Here is a 430-nt window from a genome sequence, read left to right as displayed (position 1 = left end):
GCAGTTCGGCGGCCTCGTCGCGCTGAACGACGTGACGTTCGACATCCGCCGCGGCGAGATCCTCGGCCTCATCGGGCCGAACGGCGCAGGCAAGACGACGGCGTTCAACGCGATGACCGGCGTCTACCGGCCGACCAAGGGGCAGGTCGTGTTCGACGGCTCCCCGGTCGGCAAGCTCAAGCGCTACCGGATCACGCAGCGCGGCATCGCCCGCACGTTCCAGAACATCCGCCTGTTCAACGAGATGACGGCGCTCGAGAACGTCGTCGTCGGGTCGGACGCGCGGCACCGCACCTCGGTCCCGGGCGCCCTGCTGCGCACCCCGCGCCACCGGCGCGAGGAGCGGGACGCGATCGACCGGGCGCTCGCGCTGCTCGAGTTCGTGGGCGTCGGCGGGCGGGCGACGGAGAAGGCGCGCAACCTCTCCTAC

Annotated in this window: 1 protein-coding gene; it reads left to right on the top strand. The window is 71.6% G+C overall.

The features are described 5' to 3' along the window. Nucleotides 1-31 precede the first annotated feature (31 nt). The coding region (locus tag G3I78_RS48810; RefSeq protein ID WP_343244039.1) for an ATP-binding cassette domain-containing protein at nt 32-430 on the top strand (399 nt) is incomplete at its 3' end.

Origin of the sequence: Streptomyces sp. SID13726, from assembly GCF_010548375.1 — a bacterium.
Taxonomy (GTDB): domain Bacteria; phylum Actinomycetota; class Actinomycetes; order Streptomycetales; family Streptomycetaceae; genus Streptomyces.
This window is presented reverse-complemented; position numbering and strand designations above follow the sequence as displayed.